13 protein-coding genes, 2 tRNA genes, 1 pseudogene and 1 other annotated feature are annotated in these 14,611 nt (G+C 68.9%); of the genes and pseudogenes, 5 read left to right on the forward strand and 11 right to left on the reverse strand.

Annotation, left to right across the window (positions count from 1 at the left end; translation table 11 throughout):
- Positions 1-1,083 (forward strand): annotated as a pseudogene (locus EV192_RS37545) (recombinase family protein); the annotation flags it as partial.
- On the opposite strand, the gene EV192_RS37550 reads toward EV192_RS37545, so the two are convergent.
- The 4 genes from EV192_RS37550 to EV192_RS37565 form a co-directional block, all read right to left on the reverse strand.
- A tRNA-Leu gene (locus tag EV192_RS37550) sits at positions 1,065-1,137 on the reverse strand. The pseudogene EV192_RS37545 and the gene EV192_RS37550 sit on opposite strands and share 19 nt — an antisense overlap.
- Position 1,138: 1 nt before the next feature.
- Positions 1,139-1,211, reverse strand: a tRNA-Leu gene (locus EV192_RS37555).
- A 335-nt stretch (positions 1,212-1,546) separates the two neighbouring features.
- On the reverse strand, positions 1,547-2,809 hold the full coding sequence (gene aspS / locus EV192_RS37560; RefSeq protein WP_132123408.1) for an aspartate--tRNA(Asn) ligase: 1,263 nt from the start codon (positions 2,807-2,809) through the stop codon (positions 1,547-1,549).
- 34 nt (positions 2,810-2,843) lie between these two features.
- Positions 2,844-3,053, reverse strand: a binding site (T-box leader).
- A 25-nt stretch (positions 3,054-3,078) separates the two neighbouring features.
- Positions 3,079-4,239 carry an ROK family protein gene (locus EV192_RS37565; RefSeq protein WP_132123409.1) on the reverse strand — a complete coding sequence of 387 codons (1,161 nt, stop codon included), beginning with the start codon at positions 4,237-4,239 and terminating at the stop codon, positions 3,079-3,081.
- A gap of 47 nt (positions 4,240-4,286) precedes the next feature.
- Between EV192_RS37565 and EV192_RS37570 the strand changes: the two genes are divergently transcribed.
- A complete protein-coding gene (locus EV192_RS37570) occupies positions 4,287-4,562 on the forward strand; it encodes a SemiSWEET family sugar transporter (RefSeq protein ID WP_207926517.1) in 276 nt (91 codons plus the stop codon).
- Between the two features lie 193 nt (positions 4,563-4,755).
- Here EV192_RS37570 and EV192_RS37575 read toward each other — a convergent pair whose 3' ends face one another.
- Positions 4,756-6,261 carry a peptide deformylase gene (locus tag EV192_RS37575; RefSeq protein WP_132123410.1) on the reverse strand — a complete coding sequence of 502 codons (1,506 nt, stop codon included), beginning with the start codon at positions 6,259-6,261 and terminating at the stop codon, positions 4,756-4,758.
- Between the two features lie 189 nt (positions 6,262-6,450).
- Here EV192_RS37575 and EV192_RS37580 point away from each other — a divergent pair, with 189 nt between their 5' ends.
- Complete coding sequence (locus EV192_RS37580; RefSeq protein WP_132123411.1) at positions 6,451-6,681, forward strand: hypothetical protein; 231 nt, start codon at positions 6,451-6,453, stop codon at positions 6,679-6,681.
- Positions 6,682-6,915: 234 nt separating this feature from the next.
- A complete protein-coding gene (locus EV192_RS37585; protein WP_132123412.1) occupies positions 6,916-7,683 on the forward strand; it encodes an SGNH/GDSL hydrolase family protein in 768 nt (255 codons plus the stop codon).
- Between the two features lie 32 nt (positions 7,684-7,715).
- Here the strand turns inward: EV192_RS37585 and EV192_RS37590 are convergent, their stop codons facing one another.
- The 6 genes from EV192_RS37590 to EV192_RS37615 form a co-directional block, all read right to left on the reverse strand.
- Positions 7,716-9,482 (reverse strand): substrate-binding domain-containing protein, encoded by a 1,767-nt coding sequence (locus EV192_RS37590; RefSeq protein ID WP_132123413.1) that lies wholly within the window; start codon positions 9,480-9,482, stop codon positions 7,716-7,718.
- A 159-nt stretch (positions 9,483-9,641) separates the two neighbouring features.
- Positions 9,642-10,490 carry a 3-methyladenine DNA glycosylase gene (locus EV192_RS37595; RefSeq protein WP_132123414.1) on the reverse strand — a complete coding sequence of 283 codons (849 nt, stop codon included), beginning with the start codon at positions 10,488-10,490 and terminating at the stop codon, positions 9,642-9,644.
- Positions 10,490-11,533 carry a hemolysin family protein gene (locus tag EV192_RS37600; protein ID WP_132123415.1) on the reverse strand — a complete coding sequence of 348 codons (1,044 nt, stop codon included), beginning with the start codon at positions 11,531-11,533 and terminating at the stop codon, positions 10,490-10,492. The genes EV192_RS37595 and EV192_RS37600 overlap by 1 nt, the downstream gene beginning before the upstream one ends.
- Positions 11,533-12,888, reverse strand: coding sequence for a hemolysin family protein (locus tag EV192_RS37605; protein WP_207926519.1), 1,356 nt, complete (start codon positions 12,886-12,888; stop codon positions 11,533-11,535). The genes EV192_RS37600 and EV192_RS37605 overlap by 1 nt, the downstream gene beginning before the upstream one ends.
- A 171-nt stretch (positions 12,889-13,059) precedes the next feature.
- Positions 13,060-13,623, reverse strand: a complete 564-nt coding sequence (locus EV192_RS37610; protein ID WP_132123416.1) for a TIGR03086 family metal-binding protein — start codon at positions 13,621-13,623, stop codon at positions 13,060-13,062.
- Between the two features lie 41 nt (positions 13,624-13,664).
- Positions 13,665-14,039 (reverse strand): cupin domain-containing protein, encoded by a 375-nt coding sequence (locus EV192_RS37615; RefSeq protein ID WP_132123417.1) that lies wholly within the window; start codon positions 14,037-14,039, stop codon positions 13,665-13,667.
- A gap of 86 nt (positions 14,040-14,125) precedes the next feature.
- Here EV192_RS37615 and EV192_RS37620 point away from each other — a divergent pair, with 86 nt between their 5' ends.
- Positions 14,126-14,578, forward strand: a complete 453-nt coding sequence (locus tag EV192_RS37620) for a MarR family winged helix-turn-helix transcriptional regulator (RefSeq protein WP_243727332.1) — start codon at positions 14,126-14,128, stop codon at positions 14,576-14,578.
- The last annotated feature ends 33 nt before the right edge of the window (positions 14,579-14,611 follow it).

A 14,611-nucleotide genomic window follows, 5' to 3' on the forward strand; every position in this document is an offset into this window, starting at 1 on the left:
GGAGACCCCATGACCAAAATCCATGCCCCGACATCGAGCAACCCCGACCGCAGCTTGAGTCCCTCATCCAGTTGGTGCAGTCAACGGAGCAACCCGAAGTACACCGGCTACCAGGTGTTCAACCGTCGCGCTACCCGGTCCCGAAGTGGCCAGCTCAACGACCCGGTCAAGTGGGTATGGTCACCCAAACCAGTGCATGAACCGCTGATTCCCAAGTGGATGTACGACGAGCTCACCGCCCGTCGTGCCGCCAAGCGCGGCTCGCGCGACGGCAACCAGCCCAACACGCATCCGCAGACTAAGCGGACATATGTGTTGCGGGGCATCGTGTTTCATGGGTGCGGGCGGCGCATGAACGGCAGCCATCGCCACCAGTCCACTTACTACATGTGCAATCCCAAGACAAACAACCGCGGACGCCCCGACAACTACGCCGGGCACGAGAGCGGGGGTTGCATCCGTGAGGACTTGGTCCTGGACGCAGTCTCGGCGTTCTACACTGACCGAGTGTTCGGTCCGCACCGTCGAGAGTTGCTCGCGGCTGACCTCGCCGGTGTCGATGACCGCGAGACTCGCCAGCGAGAGGTCGAACGAGACCGGTTGCAGCGTGCTCTCGCCGATCTCGTCCGGCGACAGGACAACGTCATGCGCCAAGCTCAGGACGGCGGACCTGACGACCCGTTCGCCCAAGGACTACGGCAGACCTACAACGAGCTGGAAGCCCAGCGGCGCACGATGCTCGCTGCCCTCGCCGAGTTGGATGCCGCCGAGGACGCCGCGCCGGCACGGCCTACAGCCGAGGATGCTGGATTGCTCGACGCCCTGCCCTACCTCACACTCAAGCTGGCTGAGGCGCCCGAACCACTACTGCGGGGCCTGTTCGAGACCACCCACCTGGCCGTCCAGCTACATGACAGCAGCGACGACGTCACCATCAGCATCCGGCTACCGGCCGACGACCTACTTCGCATCGCACACGCGACAGAAAGGATCACCAACGCCATGTCCGACGCACAAGAAACGCCTGGTCAGCGAGACCCAGGCGCTTGTGTGGATGCTGTACGTACCCCTACCAGGATTTGAACCTGGACTGGACGCGTTCTGAGCGCGTTGCCTCTTCCGTTGGGCTACAGGGGCGTACGGTTCCGGGGATTCGAACCCCGACTGGACTGGCCCTCAACCAGATGCCTCTACCGTTGGGCTAGAACCGCGTGGAATTGTTTTTTGGCGCACCGGTGGAGGGATTCGAACCCCCGGGAAACGGGGTTGGAATCCGTTCCGCTTCCAGAAGCTCACCGGCTTTGTGCGTGCATAAGGAAAGCCGCCCTGATCGGTTTCCCGATGGGCGGCTCCCGGGTGGTGACGTCGTCACGTCACGGCGGGGAGTCGCGGCTGAGCAGCAGCGATTGCCACAGCAGCGGCAGGGAGGACGACGACAGCACAGCAGCGACAGTGCGTCGCGTGCGCGTGATGTCCGTCATGACTGGCTCCTTCATCGGCTGTGTAACGCAATCATGCCCAAGCTCGTGGACGACGTCAATAGCAATTACGGATTCAATCGGTGCAGGTCTCGGGGGAACAGCGTTGTCTGCCGGATGTTCGCGACACCCAACAGTCGTGATGTCCACCGTTCCAGGCCGAGTGCGAATCCGCCGTGGGGCGGCATCCCGTACTTGAACACGTCCAGATATGACGCGTATGCCTCGGCCGGCAGGCCGCGGGCGGCCAGTGCTTCGAGGTAGGCCGAGTGGGTGTGCAGGCGTTGGCCGCCGGTGACCAGTTCCAGGCCGCGGAACAGCAGGTCGAAGCTGTTGGAGTAGGCCGGCCGGGCCGGGTCCGGGTGGGTGTAGAACGGCCGCTTCACCATCGGATATCCCGTCACGAACAGGAACTCCGAGCCGTGCTCGGCCAGCGCCCACGCGGACAGCCTGCGTTCGTGCTCCGGCGCCAGGTCCGGTTCGTCCTCGACGCCGAGCAGTCGCTGGGCGTCCGCGAAGTGGATCCACGGGATCTCCGACGGCACCTGCGGCACCGTCACCTCCAGCGTGGCCAGCGCCTGGGTGCGTGCCGCGGCCGCGGCCAGCATCCCGGCGACCGCGGACCGAAGCACGGCCATCACGTCAAAGTGCGACGAGATGAAGCCCAGTTCGGCGTCCAGGCTGGTGTACTGGGCGAGGTGCCTGGCGGTGTCGTGCGGTTCGGCCCGGAACACCGGGCCCACCTCGTACACCCGCTCGAACACGCCGACCATGGCCTGCTTGTAGAACTGCGGCGACTGGGCCAGGTACGCGCGCTGGCCGAAGTAGTCGATGCCGAACACGTTCGCCCCGGACTCGGTGGCCGAGGCGACGATCTTCGGTGTGTGCGTCTCGGTGAAGCCCAACGAGTCCAATGTGGACCGGAAACCGGCGACGCTGGCGGCGGCGATCTCGAACTGGGCGCGCAGCCGAGGATGCCGCAGTGCCACCGCGGCGTTGTCCAAAATGGTCGGCAGAGTCGCCGACAAGGCAGGCCGGTACAGGTCGAACGGCGGTGCCGCGGTCGGCGCGGACAGCACAGTGATCTCTGGGGACGTGATCTCCGAGCCGCCCGGCGCCTGTGTGCTGGCGACCACGTCGCCGCACACCTCGATCACGGTCTCCTCCGGCATGCCCGACCCGGACGTGACGACCTGGGCCACGCCGGTCCGGTCGCGGACGACAAGGAAGGTAACGGATTTCAACTCACGCCGGCGGTGCACCCAACCGGCGACTCGGACCCGGCGGCCGACGTGCGCACGCAGGTCGACGGCCATGACACGGGAGATCATCACAACTCCTGACGAGTTCGAATGACCCCTTGGGAGTGCGGGCGAGAAGGGAACTCGCGGTGCCACCGCACTTTCGCCGTCCGAAGACGGCCTCATCAAGCCTATGACGGGGCGAGCCGGCGGGGCATTGCCTCCCCGCACTCGGGAGTGTCTTCACCGCGGAACGTGCGGTCGCCTTTCCAGCTGCCGGCGACTCTCTCGGCGCACGCGGCCCACGGCTACTTGTCTCCGTCAACGCGTTGCCCCACAGCATAAACAACTAGCGCAAGTCAGTTTCCGACGACACCCCGTGGGTTGTCCAGCAATGGCTGGAACGCCAGTTCGGCGGCGCCAAGGAGGACCGCGTCGGCCAGTTCGCCGACGACGATCGGGGTGTGCGCCATCTCGGTCAGGAACGCGCGGGCGGCCAGGGTGGTCCGGACCACGTCCGGTTCGAGCGCGTACAGCCGGCCGAGCGTGCCGCCCAGCACGATCCGGTCGGCGTCCACGATGTTCGCCAGGCTGGCCAGCCCGATCGCCAGCCGCTTGTTCACCGCGCGGACCGCGGCCATCAGCTGCGGCGTGGGGTCGGCCAGCACGGCCTCGATCTCGGCCGTGACCTTGGGCAGCGGCACGTCCGTCCGGCCGAGCACCCGGAGCAGGCCGCGATGGTCGGCCTCCACCTCCAGGCACCCGGTCGAGCCGCACGGGCAGGGCGCGCCGGCCGGGTCGACCGCGATGTGCCCCGGTTCGATGGCGTACCCGTGCGCGCCGGTGAACACTTGGCCGCCGCCGATCGTGGCGCCGCCGAGCCCCACGTTCCCGGTCGTCAGGTACAGCAGTTGGGTGGCGCCGCGCCCGGCGCCGTGCCGGTACTCGGCCAGCCCGGCGAGGTTCGCGTCGTTGGCCACCGCCAGCGGCAGGTCCGGCATCCGGTCGAACATCATGTCCCGGACCGGCACACCCGGCCAGCCCATGTGCAGCGCGGCCGGGGCGTACCCGTCGGAACTGCGGACCGGCGACGACACCGCCACCCCGACGCCGATCACGTTGTGTCCATTGTGGACGTGCTCGGTCAGCACCGCGCACAGCGCGTCCAGGAGTTCGGGCGCCCGGGTGCTGGGCAACGGGTGTTCCTCGCGGGTGAGCACGCGGCCGCCGAGGCTGACCGTGCCGACGGTGAACGTGTCCGCGCTGATCTGCCCGGCGACCACGGTCGGCGCGTGGTCGGTGACCATCACCCGGTGCGAGGGCCGGCCGCCGCTGGGGGTCCGGTCGCCGGTCCGGTCGATCCGGACCAGGTCGCGGTCGGTCAGCTCGCCCAGCAGGTAGCCCATCACGCTGCGGCCGACCCCGAGCCGGTCGGTGAGTTCCGCCCGGCTCGCGGTGCCGCCGGCCTCGTGCAGGGCGAGCAGCAGCTGGCCAAGCGTGTCTTGTGTTACGCCGGGCATGGCCGTATCCTAACTTTGTACAGCCACTGCACATAGAGGGGCTACCGGTGACGGTCCTAGGTCTGTTCGCGGGCGCGCTCACCACGCTCAGCTTCCTGCCGCAAGTGCTGCGAACGATCCGCACGCGCAGCGCGCATGACCTGTCCTGGATGTGGCTGCTGATGATGTCCGCCGGGATGACCGCGTGGTGTGTCTACGGCCTGCTGCGCACAGACGTCCCAGTCTTCGTCGCGAACGTCATCGCCCTGACGCTCGTCGGCACCCTGGCCGGCTTGAAAGCCAGGCACGGCAGGACGACCGCCATCCAGCCAGTCAGTCAATAGCCGCGACTCGGTGACGGGGCGAGTACGCCTAGCTGAGTCCCCGCTTGGCCGCGCCGGTCATTTACGCCCCGCAACACGCCCGACATCGCCCCAGCCCCAGCGGTGGCCAGCCCTGAGCGAAGATGTCGGTCGCGTGGTGCGGGGTGGAAATGACCGGCTGAAGGCGGCCAAGCCTCCGAGCGGAGCGAGGAAATCAATACTGCCAGTTAAGGCCGCTGCCGCCGTACTGCTCGATGGGGATCGCCTTGGCGCCTGGTGGTAGCCGGTCGGTGTAGAGCTTGCCGTGCAGGTGGTCGATCTCGTGGGCGACCAGGCGGGCCACTCCGCGCTCGAAGATCGTGATCTTCCGCGCGCCACTGACGTCCTGGTGTTCGACGTGCAGCACGAGGGGGCGGGGGACCAGGCCGCGCACGTCGAAGAAGCTCAGGCAGCCTTCGTACTGCTCGTCGTGCTGTTCGCCGTTCTCGATGATTCGCGCGTTCAGCAACATGATCACGTCGTCGGTGCCGGGTGGGAACACGATCGCCGCGGCGCGGTCGATGCCGATCTGGTTGGCGGCCAACCCGATTCCCTTGCCGAACGTGTGCGCGTGCGCCACTCGTTTGGCCGCCGAGACGAGTTCGGCGATCACCCGTTTGGCGTCCTCGGATTCTCGCGGTAGCGAGAACGGCTTGGCGGGGCGGTGCAGGATCGGATCATCCGACTGCACCACGCCAAGCGCGCGCATCACTTGGCTCGGCTTCTCCGCCTCGGGTTCGCGGTGGGTCGGCGGGCGGCGCCGGAAATGCCACTCCAGTCGGTAACGGGCGTGCAGGGGCGGTTCTTCCGTGGTCCACGAGAAGATCCGGCGCGCGCCGGCCCGTTGTTCGTCGATCACGGTACGGAACGGCATCGACTCCGCGGTCATCGATGTGTGCAGGCCCCAGACCGCCGGGTCGAGGTGCTCGGGGAAGTCCAGCCGCACCGACAGCAGTCGGGTCGGCAGCCGGACCGCGCGCTGGAACCAGTTGCCCCACTTGTCATCGCGGACCGTGTACGTGTACTCGATCCAGACGCTCTGCCCGGGATACAGCGGGAAGTGGCCGCTGTCGTTGGCGAACTGCAGCCACACCTCCTTGAACGCGTCCCGGTCGTGCTGCGCGACCCACCGCATCGTCTCGGTGCGGTCCTCCCCGCACCACGCCTGCAGGTCCAGTTCCTCCCAGGTCAACGGCCGGTCCCGGTACAGCTGGTTGGACAGCTCCGGATCGCCGGGGAACCGGTCGACCGAGATCCGGATCATGTACCGGGTGATCGGGTCGACGCCGTTGTTGACAAGGCGCCGACGCATCACCGCGCGGTAAGTCCGGCCGTCGTAGATGAGTTCGGCGTCGTCGTGCTCGACGATCAGGCTCCCGGTCGACGGCTCGGGCGCCAACCGTTCCGGCTGGATGGCGCGGATCGTGACCGGCCTGTTGGCCTCGTGTTCACGCCACGCACGGCGCAGCGCGCCACCCGCGTTGAGCGCGTCGTCAGCGGCTTTGGCGAACTCCCGGGACGGGCGCTCATGCCCGCTCTCCACCTTGGAGACGTACGAACGGCTGTATCCCATGGCCACAGCCACGGCCGTACGCGACATGCCGCGTACCTCCCGCCAGCGCCGGAGTTCGCCCACGAACACATCTTGGTGCGCGGGGGAGTCCTCGTCCTGGGTCGCCATCCTGCTGCCTCCACCCACCTGACCGTGAGTACGCGTGAGCGCGCCGTGAGTACCTCTGAGTCTTCCATTCGTACCCGGTCACTTGGTGTCCTCGTATCACAGGGATAGCACAGGAGGGCGCCGACCGTGCAGTACACGACGACCCCAGGGACTACGAATCCCCCGCCGTCGCGCGGCAAAGGACTTGTCATGAGCAAGCGAGCGCGCAGTGCTCGGCGGCTCGCCAGCCTGCTGACCAGCAATTCCGGCACTTTTGTCCGGATCTACTACGACCGCCAGATCCGTCGCTACCGAGTGGTGTGGACCAACGGCCCTGATGCGGCCCAGATGTTCACCCTTGCGGTGCAAGCCCGCGACGAGGTGCCGGAACTGGACATCACCACCCTGTTGTGGGACCGCGGCACGAACAACAGCCGATAACGGACCCGCCGACCTACCGGCGCATCGCGGCTGGACGCCTGTTGTCCAAGAGCTGATGCCGCACCCCTCCCGACACGTCGGGCGGTCGGCGTGCCGTTCCGGTCCTTCCGACCGACAGCCCCCGTGTCGGTGGGATCGGAACGGCGACCATGCGTGTGCCACGGGGAAGAGAGCACGGGCCGCTGCCTCCGACGGCGGCCCGTCCTCGTTCGTCGCTAGCACTAGTCTGAAACGGTGAACGTGTACCGGTATGTCGCGGTCGGCGACAGCTTCACCGAGGGCGTGGGCGATCCTGGTCCCGATGGCACCTACGTCGGCTGGGCCGACCGGTTCGCCGAGATGCTCGGCGCCCGCCACGAATCGGTCTCCTATGCCAACCTCGCCGTCCGTGGCCTCACCACCCGCCAGGTCCTGGACACGCAGCTCGCGCCCGCGGTGGCGTTGCGGCCGAACCTGGTGAGCGCGGTGGTCGGCATGAACGACCTGATCCATCCCAAGCTGGACATCCGGGCCCAGGTGGCCAACCTGGACACGCTGATCGGCGGGCTCGCCGCGACCGGCGCCCAGGTCGTCACCGCGACCCTGCCCACCCCCGCGCAGGGCACCCCGCTGCCGACGCCGCTGCGCCGCGAGTTGGTGAAGCGGCTGGGCCTGTGGAACGCGTTCACCCGCCGGACCGCCGCCGTCCACAATGCCTTGTGTCTCGACCTGGCGGTGATGATGCCGCCTGGGATCGGCGGCTGGAGCGAGGACCGCCTGCACCCCGGGCCGGACGGCCATCGCGCGGCCGCGGAGGCGTGCCTCGGGCTGCTGGACGGGGTCCCGCCGCGCCGGCTGGCGGTGACTGAGATCGCCGGCGCCGAACCGGGCCGGCCGTCGCTGGCCGACCAGTACCGCTGGGCCCGCCAGTTCTTGGTGCCGTGGGTGAAACGGCGGCTGCGCCGGGAGTCGGGCTCGGCCGGGATCGTGGCCAAACTCCCCGGCTACCGGAGTGTGCTCTAGGATTGTCCACATCGGACTATCCGAAGATCCCATTATCCCTGGGCTGACAGTACCTGGCCGAGGGCGGCGTCCAGCCCGGTGGCGTCGCCGACCACCGACACGGTGCCGCCCGTCGCCGTGGCCAGCTTGGCCAGCTCGGCGCGGTCCGGGTCCGGGCCGACCGCGATGAAGCTGACCGTGAGTTTCCGCTTGTCGTCCGGTTTCAGGCGGTCGCGGATCTGGGCGAAGGTCAGGCCGCCGTCGTTCGGGCCGTCGACGATCACCACCACCCGGTTGTGCTTGCCGTCCACGTACCCGTCCAGCGCGGACCGGTACACCGCGTCCAGGCTGGTGTACAGGTACGTGGCGCTGGCCGGTGCCAGGGCGTCGATCCCGGCGTGCAGCGCGGTCCGTTGGGCGGCGGCCGGACCGGTCTGGACCAACCGCCGGTACGGGACGGCGCCGTCCAGGTTCCGGGAGAACTCCCAGACGCCGAGCGATCCCGTGGTCATCCGGTCGGTCAGGCCGTTCAGGGCCTGTTTGACCAGGTCGATCCGGGACTTGCCGTTGCCCGCGTCGGCCAGCATCGAGCGGGAGACGTCCACCAGCACGGTCACCACCTGGCCGCCGTCGGCCGTGTTGCTCCAGGTCGCGGAGATCTGCTGGGTGGTGTTGGCGTCCGCCGGGACCAGGCTCGTGGTGGCGCTGCCCCAGAGGATTCCCGGGGCGTCGTGCGGGTATTCGGCGTCGCCGGCCGCGCGCAGCCCGGCTCGTTTGAAGTCTTCCTGCTGGGCGGGTTCCTTGAGGAACTCCCGGAACTTCTGCGCGATCCGGAACAGCGTCGTGTCGTTGGTCAACGTGACGAACGGGAAGTCCGCGGCCGGGCTCGGGCCGCGGGCGGCGACCTCGTACAGCGGCTTGGCCGGCGCGGGTTTGCCGTCCAGGCCCAGGTTTCGGCGGTACAGGTCCACTTCGGTGACCGGGACCGCGCTGAACGGCGCGTTCTGCACCTTCCCGGCCGAGCCGAGCGCGGTCAGGGCGTCCAGGGTGGTGCCCGGCACGCGGTCCGGGCGGGACGCGGCCAGCTGGGCCAGGTTCTGCTGGACGGCCGGCAACGTCAACATGTCCACCGTGACCGGGCCGGCGCGCAGCGGGCTGGCGCCGGCGATCGCGCACTGGATGGCCAGGCCGCTGGCGGTGTTGTCGATCGGGTCGGGCATGGCGACGGTGAACCGGCCCCATTCCGGTCGCCCATAGCGCGCCCAGCCGTTCGGCGCGGACGTCAACGCGGCGAGGTCCCCGAACAGGAACGAGTCGCCGCCGTTCATCGGCTTCTCCGCCTCCTGCGGCACGGCCAGCACGACCGGGCTGGTGGCGATGGACTCCGGCGCGGACGTGACCAGGGTGTTGTCCACGGCGGACAACCGGTTGACCCAGAAGGACGAGTCCGGCAGCCACGCCTGCGGCGTCGGGCCGGACACCGGGTCCCAGCCCGCGGTCATGCCGTCGAACACCGCTCTGGTGTCCAGGGCGGTCACGGCGACGTGGCCGCAGTGGTCGTAGACGACTGTGTCCAGCGCGTTCCACCGCTTCGCCGCGTCCTGGACGGGGGTGGCGACGCTGGGCGAGACCGCGAGCTGGAGGACGGACTCGCCGGCGGGGCAGGTGTGGGACTGCGCGCTGGCGCGGCGTTCCTGGACGCTGTTCACCCACGTCACCCCGACCCAGCCGAGGGCGACCAGGGCTACCAGGACGATGGCCAGGATCGGCCACTTAGCGACGCCGTGCCGGACACGCTCCAGCGCGCGGTGTCGGCCCATGTAGCCCGCCTCCGTGCCTGTCCGTAGTCGGAAGCCCCTTAGTTTGGCGAATTCAACGCTAACAGTTGGCAGCTAAGGTGCAAGTGTGACTACGTTCCGTACACGTACGGTCGCAAAATATGGCCAAATCGTTATTGGTTAGTCCATTCGAAGGACGGATCACCGGATGAGTAGACGCTCGCACAGTTCGATCAGCCGGCGTCGCAACGGGGCCGCCCGCCGGGCGAATTCGGCCTGTTGGCGGGCGTACTCCGCCCGCCCGGCCGGCGACTCGATCGGCACCGGCGGGTAGCCCATGTCCGCCAGGTCGTACGGGCTCGCCCGCATATCCAGTTCGCGGACGTCCACGGCCAGTTCGAAGCAGTCGGCCATCAGTTCCGACGGCGTGCAGGGCGCCAGCTTGTACGCCCACTTGAACAGGTCCATGTTCGCGTGCAGGCAGCCGGGCTGTTCCAGGTCCACCTGGGTGGCCCGGGTCGGCCGCAGCGAGTTCAGCGGGCGCGCCGGGGGAGTGAAGAAGCGGAACGCGTCGAAGTGCCCGCACCTGATCGGCAACGACTCCACCACCGCGTCCGTGCCCGCGGCGCCCAGCCGCAGCGGAACCGGGTGCCGGGCGGAGTCGGCCCGGTACACCATGGCCCACTCGTGCAGCCCGAAGCACCCCAGCCTTGGCGCCCGGGACTCGGTGGCACGCAACAAGGTCAGCACGAACTCGGTGGTATCCCGGCGGACCGCGGCCGGGTCGAGCGTCACCCCGCCGGGCACTTCGACGTACCCGGTCCAGTCCAGATAGGACAGTGCGGAGCCGCCAGCCAGCACCACGTCCGGGCCGGGATGCCAGCGCAGCAGCCGGGTCGGCCGGTACGAGTAGTAGCTGAACAGGAAGTCCAGCACGGGATGCGGTTCACCCCGTGCCTTCCGTTCCTGGTGCGGTGTCACCCACTGGCGCATCCGCGCCTCGTGCGCCTCCCGCCGGGCAAGCCACTCCCGCTCGGGAACTGTCGTCATCACTCTCCAATGTGCGTACTGTCCCGCACAGTACCCACGTACTCCTCAACGAGATCCTCAAGCGCGACCACGCCGAGGACTGTGCCGTCCGCGGCGACCGCCTTCGCCAGATGGCTCTGCACCCGCCGCAACGCCGCCAACGCTTCGTCGAGCCGTGAGTCCGCCGGCAGTTGCGGCAGGCCTCGCACGCGCGCCCACGGCAACGGCGTGTCCCCGTCCGCGCCGGCCATGTCGAGCACGTCCTTCACGTGCACGTACCCGTTCAGCCGGCCGTCGGACAGCCGGACCGGGAACCGGGAGAACCCGGTCGACGAGACCGCGGCCTCGATGTCCCCGATCTTCGGCGGATACGGCACGGTCGTCAGCGTCTCGATCGGCAGCAGCACGTCCGCCACGGTCCGGTCGGCCGACGACAACGTCTGCGTGAGCCGCCGGTGCTCGGAGTCGTCGAGCAGGCCCTCCCGCCGGGAGTCCGCGATCAGGCTGGCCAGTTCCTCCGACGTGTACGCGCTTTCCAACTCGTCCTTGGGCGTGACTCCCAGCAGCCGCAGCATTCCGTTGGCCATCACGTTCAACAGGCTGATCACCGGACGCGTCAACCGGACCCAGGCGACGAGCAGAGGCGTGAGCCACACCGCCGTCCGTTCCGGCGCGGCGATGGCGATGTTCTTCGTGACCATCTCGCCCAGCAACACGTGCAGCACGGACACGATCAGCAGTGACAGCGCGAACGAGACGCCGTGCACCACAGCCGGCACGACACCCAACGGGTCGAGCACCATCTCCAGGTAGTGCGCCACCGCGGGCTCACCCAGGGCACCGAGCGCGATCGTGCACAGGGTGATGCCGAACTGCGCGCCGGCCATCATGATCGACGTCCGCTCGGCCGCGCGGATCACCATCCTGGCCCGGTCCACACCGCTGTCGGCCATCGCCTCCAGCCGGTCCCGCCTGGCGCTGACCAGGGCGAACTCCGCGCCGACGAAGAACGCGTTCAGGCCGAGCAGCAAGATCGACACGAGGATCGCGGGGATGCCGGTCATCACGCGTTCACCCCGGCGTTCTCGGCCTTGGCCGCACTGGCGGTGGTGTCGATCTTGGCCACCCGCAGCTCGGCGATCCGGTGCCGGTCCATCCGCATCACGGTGACCTGCCAGCCGTTCACCACCACCCCGTCGTTCACCTCGGGGATCCGGCCGAGCCGGCTCAGCACCAGGCCGGCCAGGGTCTCGTACTCACCCGTCGGCATCCGGAACCCGGTGGCTTCGGCGAGTTCGTCGTCCCGCAGCAGCCCGGACACCATCCAGCTGTCCTTGCCGAGCGGCCGGACCGGGCTGACCTCGCCGCGGTCGTGCTCGTCGCGGACGTCGCCGACGATCTCCTCGATCAGGTCCTCCAACGTGACCAGGCCGGCCGTGCCGCCGTACTCGTCGACCACGAACGCGACCTGCAGCCCGGACGCGCGCAGCCTGTCCAGCAACGCGTCGCCGTCCAGGCTCTCCGGCACCGTCGGCGCCGGCCTGGCCAGCGACGACATCGGCGTGGTCGCCCGTTCGGCCACGGGCACCCCGAAGACCTGCTTGACGTGCACCACGCCCTGCACGTCGTCCAGATCGTTGACGTACACCGGAAAACGCGAGAACCCGGTCCGGCGGGCCAGGTCGATGAGCTCGTCCACGGTCGCGTCCGCGCGTAGCGCCTGAACCTGCACCCGCGGTGTCATCAGCTCGTCCGCGGTCCGGTCGCCGAACCGCAGCGAGCGGTCCAACAGCCGGGCTGTCCCCAGGTCCAACGTGCCGTGCGCGGCGCTCGTCCGGACCAGCGACCCCAGTTCCTGCGGCGAGCGCGCGGAGGCCAGTTCGTCGGCTGGTTCCACGCCGAGCCGTCGAACCAGCCAGTTCGCGGCCCTGTTCAGCCCGTTGATCAGCCACCGCAGCGCGCGGGTGAACCCGATCTGGAACCCGGCGACGCGCCGTGCGGTCGCCAACGGGTTGGAGATCGCGAGGTTCTTCGGCACCAGCTCGCCGAACAGCATCGAGATGAAGTTGGCCAGCAGCAGCGCGATCGCCACGGCGAGCCCGTGCGCCGCGCCCTCGGGCAGGCCGATCCACGTCATCACCGGCTTGAGCCAGTCGGCGATCAGCGGCTCGGCCAGGTAACCGGTGGTCAACGTGGTGATGGTGATGCCCACCTGGGCGCCGGACAGCTGGAACGACAGGGTCCGGTGCGCCTGCTGGACCCGGTTCGCCCTACGGTCGGGCTGGCGCTGGACGTGGCTGTCGACCTGGCTGCGGTCCAGGGCGGTCAGCGAGAACTCGGCGGCCACGAAGACGGCTGTGCCGAGGGTGAGGACGACAACGGCGAGCACGCCGAGTACGTCGAGTAACATTCCGGTCACCGGACGTCTCCGATGGCCGGGCGAATATGGCAGCCGGGACTCTCGCCCGGCTGGCTACTGCCACCGGGCGACGGTGCGTCGCGCACGAGAAGTGATCACTCCTGATCTAGGTCCACAATCGACCCACCCAAGTGTAGCGGCGTCGGGCCGGTGATCTCCCGGTTTCTTCGCTCAGGGGTGTCGGCCGAGCAGCGCGAGCAGCCGGGCCGGGGCGCCGGCGTCGGCCGGGACCAGCACCGGCGGCGCGAAGATGCCGGTGCCCTGCCACCGCCACACCTGCGGTTCGAACACTTCGAGCAACGTCTCGGCCAGCTCCTCGTGCAGCGGGGACGCCTCGCCGATGCCCATCGCCAGGTCCCAGCCGTGGACGGCCAGGTCGAGCGTGGTCTGCCAGCCGTACTCGGCGGCCGGCGCCAGGCCGTAGCTCATGTCCACCTGCCGGTCGGCCATGCCCGGCCGCAGCCACGCCTCGCGGGCGTCGGTGGCCGCGACGATCCACGCCAGCACCGGGTCGGCGGCCAGGACGTCCCCGTCGAACTGGTCGCCGACCTCGTCGACCGTGGCGCCGGCCAGCAGGCGCGGCACCCACAGCAGCTCCGACACGACGTGGTTGAGCAGGTCGTACACGGTCCATTCGGGGCACGGCGTGGCCGCGTCCCAGTCGGTCGGGCTGATCGCCTTGACCAGCCAGTCGAACCCGCTCAGGGCGCTGCCCTGTGCGTCCAGCAGCTCCATCAGTCCAGTGGACCACTGCTGGCCGCGCCGCGCACCCCCAGCTACAGCGACCAGGGCGGCGGGAACGAGTTCCCGTCCATGATCGCCCGCATGCCGACGGTCGTGATCACGGTCAGCGTGGCGGGTTCCACCGCCGACGCGTTGCGCAGGGCGAACATGGTGTGACTCGGCACGATGAACGCGTCCCCCGGGCCGGCGGCCAGCTCCTCCTCGCCGATGGTGGCCGCCATCCGGCCGGTCTTCACCACGAACACGACCTCGCGGTCGTGCTGGTGCGGCGGGCTGGTCGCGCCGGCGCCCGCGTCGAGGTGCCAGATCGCCAGCTCCTTGCTGCCGCGCGACGGCACGGCCAGTGGATAGAACGTGTACGCGTCGGATTCGAACCTCGGTGCGTCCGCGCGGGTGGAAAGAGACATCTGCCAACTCCCGATATGGTCAACTTGGTTGACCACACTCTAGGGCGAAGTTGACGATGTAGGCAACTCGGTTGACCATATGGGGGGTGAGTGAACCCGTGCCACTGCTGTTCGCGATGACCTACCGGGCGATGTCCGACCAGATGCACGACCGCCTCGCGGAACTGGGCCGCGAGCCGCTGCGGCCGGCGCACGGGTACGTGTTCCGCTACCTGGTGTCCACGCCCGCGACCGTCGTCGAACTGGCCGCGCAGCTCGGTGTGACCAAGCAGGCGGCGTCGAAGACCGTCGCCGAGCTGGTCGAATGGGGATACGTGGAACGGCGTCCGCACGAGACCGACCGGCGCGCGCACGTGCTCGCGCTGACCGGGCGCGGCCAGGACTACGTCCGGTTGGCCGACCGGATCTGGACCGAGGTGGAGGAGTACTGGGCCGCGCTCGTCGGCGCCGACCGGATCGAGGCGATCAAGCAGGATCTCACCGCCTACCTGGACTCCCGGTACGGCGACAGCCGGGTCAAGATGCGACCGGTGTGGTAACCCAAGACTCTCATGGGCTAAGATATCGATGGA

Source organism: Actinocrispum wychmicini, from assembly GCF_004345645.1.
GTDB classification, from domain to species: domain Bacteria; phylum Actinomycetota; class Actinomycetes; order Mycobacteriales; family Pseudonocardiaceae; genus Kibdelosporangium; species Kibdelosporangium wychmicini.

What these genes read in the sequence shown, in the direction of transcription:
- EV192_RS37575 (WP_132123410.1), bottom strand. Translation starts at nt 6,261, where the DNA reads ATGGCGACCCAGGACGAGGACTCCCCCGCGCACCAAGATGTGTTCGTG.
- EV192_RS37580 (WP_132123411.1), top strand. Translation starts at nt 6,451, where the DNA reads ATGAGCAAGCGAGCGCGCAGTGCTCGGCGGCTCGCCAGCCTGCTGACC.
- EV192_RS37615 (WP_132123417.1), bottom strand. Translation starts at nt 14,039, where the DNA reads ATGTCTCTTTCCACCCGCGCGGACGCACCGAGGTTCGAATCCGACGCG.
- EV192_RS37565 (WP_132123409.1), bottom strand. Translation starts at nt 4,239, where the DNA reads ATGCCCGGCGTAACACAAGACACGCTTGGCCAGCTGCTGCTCGCCCTG.
- EV192_RS37595 (WP_132123414.1), bottom strand. Translation starts at nt 10,490, where the DNA reads ATGACGACAGTTCCCGAGCGGGAGTGGCTTGCCCGGCGGGAGGCGCAC.
- aspS (WP_132123408.1), bottom strand. Translation starts at nt 2,809, where the DNA reads ATGATCTCCCGTGTCATGGCCGTCGACCTGCGTGCGCACGTCGGCCGC.
- EV192_RS37590 (WP_132123413.1), bottom strand. Translation starts at nt 9,482, where the DNA reads ATGGGCCGACACCGCGCGCTGGAGCGTGTCCGGCACGGCGTCGCTAAG.
- EV192_RS37610 (WP_132123416.1), bottom strand. Translation starts at nt 13,623, where the DNA reads ATGGAGCTGCTGGACGCACAGGGCAGCGCCCTGAGCGGGTTCGACTGG.
- EV192_RS37600 (WP_132123415.1), bottom strand. Translation starts at nt 11,533, where the DNA reads ATGACCGGCATCCCCGCGATCCTCGTGTCGATCTTGCTGCTCGGCCTG.